Annotated in this window: 5 protein-coding genes; 2 read left to right on the top strand and 3 right to left on the bottom strand. The window is 80.4% G+C overall.

Annotated elements, in window-relative coordinates; translation table 11 throughout:
• Positions 1-211 precede the first annotated feature (211 nt).
• A complete protein-coding gene (locus ACRYMN_RS14140) occupies positions 212-1,492 on the top strand; it encodes a DNA polymerase Y family protein (protein ID WP_432496254.1) in 1,281 nt (426 codons plus the stop codon).
• 68 nt (positions 1,493-1,560) lie between these two features.
• Positions 1,561-1,959 (top strand): SCO2097 family morphological protein, encoded by a 399-nt coding sequence (locus tag ACRYMN_RS14135; protein ID WP_432496252.1) that lies wholly within the window; start codon positions 1,561-1,563, stop codon positions 1,957-1,959.
• A gap of 130 nt (positions 1,960-2,089) precedes the next feature.
• On the opposite strand, the gene ACRYMN_RS14130 is transcribed toward ACRYMN_RS14135, so the two are convergent.
• From ACRYMN_RS14130 to ACRYMN_RS14120, 3 genes are read right to left on the bottom strand one after another with little or no spacing between them, the layout of a single operon-like run.
• Positions 2,090-4,447, bottom strand: coding sequence for a transglutaminase TgpA family protein (locus ACRYMN_RS14130; protein ID WP_432496250.1), 2,358 nt, complete (start codon positions 4,445-4,447; stop codon positions 2,090-2,092).
• Positions 4,444-5,871, bottom strand: coding sequence for a DUF58 domain-containing protein (locus ACRYMN_RS14125; RefSeq protein WP_432496247.1), 1,428 nt, complete (start codon positions 5,869-5,871; stop codon positions 4,444-4,446). Before ACRYMN_RS14125 ends, ACRYMN_RS14130 begins: the two co-directional genes overlap by 4 nt.
• Positions 5,868-6,887 carry an AAA family ATPase gene (locus ACRYMN_RS14120; RefSeq protein ID WP_432496245.1) on the bottom strand — a complete coding sequence of 340 codons (1,020 nt, stop codon included), beginning with the start codon at positions 6,885-6,887 and terminating at the stop codon, positions 5,868-5,870. Before ACRYMN_RS14120 ends, ACRYMN_RS14125 begins: the two co-directional genes overlap by 4 nt.
• Positions 6,888-7,247 lie beyond the last annotated feature (360 nt).

The raw sequence follows: 7,247 nt of genomic DNA, 5'->3' as shown, positions 1-7,247 counted from the left end.
CCGGTCGACGACGCGGTGCTGCGCGCGGAGGGGGCGGCCACGACGCTCCTCCAGGTCGCCCAGCCCGGCGCCCACCCCCACCCCCCCCCCCCCCCCCCCCCCCCCCCCCCCCCCCCCCCCCCCCCCCCCCCCCCCCCCCCCCCCCGGGCGGTGCCGCCGCGCGGCGGGCGGCGCGGGGGACGGTGCGGCAGGCGGCGCGGGGGACGGTGCGGTGAGCGCCGCGGCGGTGCCCGACGACGGCGGCTGCACCGTGCTGCACGTGCAGCTGGACGACTTCCCGCTGTGCGTGGAGCTGCTGGAGCGCCCCGAGCTGGCCGGCGCTGCGGTGGCGGTGGCCGGCGCGCGCGGCGCGGTGCGGGCGGCCAGCGCTCCGGCCCGGCGCGCCGGGGTGCTGCCCGGCACGCCGCTGGGCCGGGCGCGCCGGCTGTGCCCGTCGCTGACCGTGCTGCCCGGCCGCCCCGGCGAGCACGAGCGCGCCTGGGCGGGGGCGCTGGGGGTGCTGCGCTCCCTGACCCCGGCGGTGCAGCCGCTGGCACCGGGCTCGGCGTGCCTGGACGTGGCCGGGGCGGTGCGCCGGCTGGGCCCGCCGGCGGCCGTGGCGCGCCTGCTGCGCGACCGCGTGGCCGACGAGCAGGGCCTGACGTGCTCGGTGGGGGTGGCCCCCACCCGGTTGCTGGCCGCCCTGGCGGCGGGGCGGGCCGGGCCCGACGCGCTGCTCGTCGTGCCGCGCGCCGGCGCGCTGGCGTTCCTGCACGAGGCGCCGGTCACCGAGCTGCCGGGCGTGGGTGCGCGCACCGCCGAGGTGCTGCAGCGGCTGGGCCTGCGCACCGCGGGCGACGTGGCGCACACCCCGTCGGCGACGCTGCGCCGCGCCCTGGGCGAGCGCGCCGGGCGCCGGCTGCACGCCCTGGCCTGGGGGCGCGACGAGCGGGCGGTGGTGCCCGAGGGTCCCGGCGCGCGGGCCGTGGCCGCCGAGGAGGTCTTCGCCCGCGACGTCGACGACCCCCGGGTGGTGCACCGCGAGCTGCTGCGCGTGGCCGCGCGCACGACGGCGCGCTCCCGCGCCGCCGGGCTGGCCGCGCGCACGGTCGCGCTGCGGGTGCGCTTCGCCGACGGCAGCGCCCTGACGCGCTCGCGGACCCTGCCCGAGCGCACCGACGTCACCCGCCTCGTGCACGCCACCGCCGCTGCCCTGTTCGACGGGCTGGGCCTGCAGCGGGCGCGACTGCGCGGGGTGGGCCTGCGCCTGGAGGACCTGGCGCCCGCCGCCGGGCAGCCGCGCCAGCTGCTGCTGGGGGAGCGGGTGCGGGGCTGGCGGGAGGCCGACGGCGCGGTCGACCGCGCCGGGGCGCGCTTCGGGGCGGGCAGTGTGAGACCTGCCACGTTGCTGGAGGCCGGAACTCCACCGCCGAGCCCGGGCGTTGCGTCCTCGGAGGACTGGAGCCCCCCGAGCGCCGTACCCGGTGGGCCCGGGTGGTGGAACATGTGGTAACCCGAGTTTCGCCTCCCGTCCCCGGGACCTATCCTGAAGTCACATCGTGCGCACGCCAGGAGGTACAGGTGCCGCTCTCGGAGCATGAGCAGCGTCTGCTCGAGCAGATGGAACGTGCGCTGTCCGCGGACGATCCCAAGTTCGCCAACGCCATGCGGGGTTCCCGCCACGGCCGCTCCGCGCGCCGGCGCCTCGCCGTCGGCGTCGTGGCCGTCGTGGTCGGCCTCGTGCTGCTCCTCGCCGGGGTGAGCACGAGCAGGATCTGGCTGGGGGCGGGCGGCTTCATCGTCATGCTCGCCGGGGCGATCTGGGCCTTCTCGCCGGCTCGCGGCACCGGGGCCAGGACCGACGCCCAGCCCGGCCCCGCCGCGGCCCGGCGGGCCCGCCCGGGCCGCGCCCGCCGCAGCGGCTCGTTCATGCAGCGCATGGAGCAGCGCTGGGACCGCCGTCGGGGCGAGCGCTGGTGAGCACCCCCTCCTGAGCGTCCCGGGGCCCACCGGCCCCCGCGGGCCCGCGCACCGTCGAACGGTGCGCGGGCCCGCGGCGTCCGGGCGCGCACCACGGGCCGCGGTGCGCCGGGTGCGCAGGACCAGCGGGTCAGTCCCGCTCCCACCACGCCAGCAGCGCCCGCACGCCCGCGCCGGGGAACCAGCGCGCCCGCCAGCGCGCCGCCCGCGAGCAACTCTCCGCGACGGCCCCGACCACCTCGTCGACCTGGGCGCGCACCACGCGCCGCCCGCCCGCCGCGCTCGCCGGGCGCTCGAGCACCGCGGCCCCCCGCCGGCCGGCGCGCCCCGCACCGCCCGCCGGGCCGGGGCCGCCGCCGGAGTCCCCGGCGCCGAAGCGGGCGCCCTCCACCGCCGCGCGCAGCGCGGTGAGCTGCTCGCGCGCCCCGGTGGGCAGCAGGGCGAAGTCCTCCACGAGCGCCGCGCGGCGCCGGGGCGTGGCCGAGACGGGCCAGCGCAGGCCGAGGTCGGCCAGGCGGTCCTCCAGCTCGGCCCAGGCCGCCTCCGCCGAGGACGGCCCGTCGTGGGCGGCGCGCCAGCGCCGCCGGCCCACCGCGGCCGCGCCGGCGCGCGGGGCCACCAGGGCCAGCACCAGCAGCAGCGCCGCGGCGACCCAGCCCCACGGGGCCGCGGCCACGCGCTGCCAGCCGGTCAGCTCGGCCTCCTCGGCCTGCTCGCCGGGCGCGCTCGCGGTCGCGCTCGCGCTGGGCGCCGCGCTGGCGCTCGGCTGCCGCTCGTCCTGCCCGCCCGACGACAGGTCCGGTACCGCGCCGCCCCCCGGTGCGCGGACGGCGGGCACCGTGTACGCCGGCGACTGCCCGGTGCGCGTGGCTGGGGTCGGCTCGAAGCGCACCCAGCCCATGCCCTCGAAGTACAGCTCCGGCCAGGCGTGCGCGTCCTGCGGGGTGATGCGCCAGTTCCCGGGGCTGGTCTGCTCCCCGGGCAGGAAGCCGATGGCCACCCGGGCCGGGATGTCCAGCGCGCGCGCCATGACGGCCATGGCGGAGGCGAACTGCACGCAGAAGCCCGACCTCTGCTCCAGGAAGGCGGCCACCGCGTCCGCGCCGCCGTCGTTGGGGGCGCTGGTGGAGTAGGTGAAGCCGCCGGTGGAGCGGAACCAGCGCTGCAGCGCGGCGGCGCGCTCGTAGTCGTCGCGCGCGTCGGCCGTCACGCGCGCGGCCTCCTCGCGCACGACGGCGGGCAGCGACTCCGGCAGGGCGGTGTAGCGCTCGCGCACCTCCTCCGGCGCCGCGCCGGCGGTGCGCAGCTGCTCCTCGACGGGGTCCACCTCGAGGTGGCGCGCGACGTAGCCGCGGTTGCGGGTGGTCTCGCCGTCGCCGACGACGTTGAGGGTCTCGCGCTCGTAGAGCCACTCGCCGTCGATGGCCACGCCCAGCGACGGGTACGGCAGCGGCAGGTACGTCTGGTCCAGGCCGCGCACCGAGATGGTCGTGGTGTGCACGGGGGAGGAGGCGCGCAGCTCCTGCGACAGCCCCGGCGGCGGGCTCATGCCGTCCTGCACCCGCTGGTTGCGCGGGATGTCCGCGCCCGTGCTCGGCGCCCACGTCTCCCCGTCGAAGACGTCGGCGGTGACGATGCGCAGCGGCGCGGGGTCCTCCTGGTCGGTCTGGTACGTCAGGATCGTCGCGTCCGAGCGCGCCCCCAGGCTCGCCTTGAGGTTGAGGATCGGGTTGATCACCGTGATGGTGTCGCCGGATCCGGTGTTCAGCGTCAGCGGCCGCTCGTCCAGGCCGGGCGCCAGGGCGGGCACGACCAGCGCCAGCGCGAGCGCGCCGGCCGCCGTGGCCGTCGCGGTGGTGCCCGCACGGGTGCCCGAGGGGCGCCGCACCGCCGCGCGCACCGCGCGCCCGGGCGCCGGCCAGCGCGGGTCGGAGCGGCTGGTGGTCAGCAGCACGAGGTAGGGCACGGCGGTGACCAGCAGGGCCAGGACCCCCGAGCCGCCGGGGGCCAGGGCCAGCGGCACGGCCAGCGCGGCGGCCAGCGGCACCCCGGCCAGCGCCGGCCGGCGCAGCGGCACGGCCGCCGCGTCCACGGCCAGCGCGATCAGGCCCGCACCGCCGACGAGCAGCAGGCGCAGCCCGCGCAGGTCCGCCGCGGGCACGCTGTAGCGCTGCACCACCTGCACGCCCTCGGCGAACAGCTGCACCAGGCGCCCCGGGGTGGCGCCGGAGGGCAGCACGCCGAGCACCGCGGTAGAGCCGCCGAACTGCGCGACCAGCAGCGCCAGCAGCACGACCGCCTGCGCCGCGACGGCCAGGCCCTCGCGGCGCAGCGCGGCGCGCACGACCAGCCCGGTGCCCACCACGGCCAGCACGGTGCCCAGCGCCCCGACGAGCCAGCCGGAGCCGACCACCAGGGGCGTCAGGGACAGCGTGGCGCCGGCCGAGGCCGCCGCGCCCCACCACGCGGCGCGCGCGCTGCGGGTCACCGCGGGCCCCGCGCGGGGGTCGCCGCCGGGCGCGCCGGCGCGTCGCCGCGGGCCGCGCGCGCCCAGGCCTGCGGCACGCTCGTGGCGGGCGTGGCCACGGCGGTGCGCCAGCCGGCGCGCGCCAGCACCAGGTGGGCGCGCCGCACGCCGGCGTCGGCGCTCGCGTCGCCGTCCCCGTGCCCGGCGCGGTCCCCGTCGCTCCCGCGGGCGCCCGCGTCGTCCGGGCCCGCGGCGGCCCACAGCCGCGTGCGCTGCAGCACCGCCAGGGCCGGCGCCCCCAGCGGGCGGGCGCTGGTCAGGGGCTGCACGTCGCCCTCGTCGACCTCCCCGAGCAGCGCCACGAGCAGGGTGGACTCCGCACGGCCCAGGGCCGCCAGCGAGCGGGCCAGCCCGTCGTCGGGCCCCGGGCGCAGCCGGGCCAGCTGGTGCAGCAGGGCGCGCGCGGCCGAGGCCTCCTCGCCGGCGCGCACCTGCTCCAGGCGGCCGCCGTGCAGCAGGCGCACCCGGTGCCCGCGCTGGTGCAGGTGCACGGCCACCGAGGCCGCTGCGCTGACCGTCCACTCCAGCGACGAGGCGGCGCCGCGGCCGTGGTGGGCGCCGGCGCGGTCGTCGAGCAGGACCACCGCGTCGGGGCGCCCGGGGTGCTCGTCGGAGCGCACCATCACCTCGCCGCGGCGGGCCGTGGAGCGCCAGTGCACGCGCCGCAGGTCGTCGCCGACGCGGTAGGCGCGGATCGAGGCGTCGTCCGGGGAGGTGGTGGCGGCCGCCCCCGCGGACGAGCCGCGCGCGCCGCCCAGGTCGCCCAGCGGGAGGTCGGCGAGCCGGTGCACCCGCGGCAGCACGTCCAGGGTGCTCGTCGGGCCGGTGGTGCGGGCGGCGACCACCAGGCCGAAGGGGTCGCGGGCGCGCACGGTGGCCGGCCCGAGCCGGTAGCTGCCGCGCACGTCGGACCTCACCGCGTGCTCGAGGTCCAGGGCGGCGCCCTCGCGCAACGGCGGCACGGCGACGCGGGCGGTGCCGCCCAGCGCCAGCGGCACGGCGTCCTCCAGGACGACCCGTCCGCCCGCGCGCCCGCGGCCGCGCACCGTCAGCCGCACCCGCGCCGGGGCACCGGCCTCGACCACCGCGGACCCGGACCTCGACACGAGGTCGAGGGTACGGCAGGAGCGGTGCGCCACCACGACGGCGAGGAGCACCAGGGCGGTGAGCAGCACGCCGGCGCGCAGCAGGTCGCGCTGCCCCAGCGCCGGCGCGGCGCCCGCGGCCAGCAGCCCGGTCACCAGCAGCGCCCAGCCGCGCGCGGTCGGGCGCAGGTCCGGGGACCGGCGGCGGGCGGCGGCCCGGACCCGGCCCGGCGCCCGCCGGCCGCGGCCCGCCTCCCGCCGCCCGCTCCCGCCCCGGCCGGGGCGCCGCGCGGCGCTCACCGCGGCGAGGGCAGCGCCGTGGTGCGCAGCACGTCGGCGACGACGTGGGCGCCGTCGCGCCCGGCCAGCTGCGCGTCCGCCGTCAGCAGCAGCCGGTGCGCCACCACGGGCACGGCCAGCGCCTGCACGTCGTCGGGCAGCACGTGGTCGCGCCCCTCCATCGCCGCGCGCGCCCGGCCCGCGCGCAGCAGGTGCAGCGCGGCGCGCGGTGAGGCGCCCAGGCGCAGGTCCGGGTGAGCGCGGGTGCGCCGCACCAGGTCCACGACGTACTGCTTCAGGGCCTCGGCGGCGTGCACGGCGCGCACCGCCTCGCCGAGGCGCCGCACGTCGGCGACGGCCACCACGGGCGTCAGCCGCTCCAGCGGCTCGGCGCCGCCGTGCTCGGAGAGCATGGTCAGCTCCGCCTGCGCCGAGGGGTAGCCCATCGAGACGCGGGCGGTGAAGCGGTCGCGCTGCGCCTCGGGCAGCGGGTAGGTGCCGTCCATCTCCACGGGGTTCTGCGTGGCGAAGACGACGAACGGCCGCTCCAGGGGCCAGGTGGTGCCGTCGACGGTGACCTGCCCCTCCTCCATGCACTCCAGCAGCGCGGACTGCGTCTTGGGCGAGGCCCGGTTGATCTCGTCGCCGATGACGACGTTGGCGAAGACGGCGCCGGGGCGGAACTCGAAGGCGCCGCGCTCCTGGTTCCACACGCTCGAGCCCGTCACGTCGCTGGGCAGCAGGTCCGGGGTGAACTGGATGCGGCGCACGGTGCCGTCGATGGCGCGCGCCAGCGCCTTGGCGAGCATCGTCTTGCCCACGCCGGGCACGTCCTCCACCAGCAGGTGCCCGCCGGCGAAGAGGACCGTCAGCGCCAGGCGCACCGCCTCGTCCTTGCCCTGGATGACCCGGTCCACCGTGCGCGCCAGCGCGTCGGTGGTGGCGGCCAGCTCCTCGAGCGCGGCGGGCAGGTCCTCGGGCGGCACGGCCAGCGGGTCCCCGGGGTGGCCGCTGGCGGGTGCGCTGGTGGTCGTCACGTGGCCTCGTCTCCTCCTGCGGGCGCGGTGGGGCCGCGCTCGTGCCGTCGCCCGGCCTCACCGTCGCGACCAGGCTCCACTGTGCCCCACGCCCCCGCCCCCGCGCCCCCCGGACGGCCCCTCCGCCGGCCCGCTCGGGGCCCGCGCCGGGCCCGCGGGGGCGGCGGTGCCGGCGGGGGCGCCGGGGCGGCGCGCGCGGCGGTGCGGCCGGGGTGGGGCGCGCGCGGGGGGCCGGGCGGGGCCCGCCGCCGCCCCCCACCGCGCTCCACCGCGCTGACCTGCGGCGATGCGCGCCCCCGGTGATCGCCGCGCGCCGCGTGACGTTGACCGTGGAGGAAAGTGGAGTACGGTGGAGGGGAG

This window comes from Kineococcus gypseus (assembly GCF_050871305.1).
Lineage (GTDB): Bacteria > Actinomycetota > Actinomycetes > Actinomycetales > Kineococcaceae > Kineococcus > Kineococcus gypseus.
This window is presented reverse-complemented; position numbering and strand designations above follow the sequence as displayed.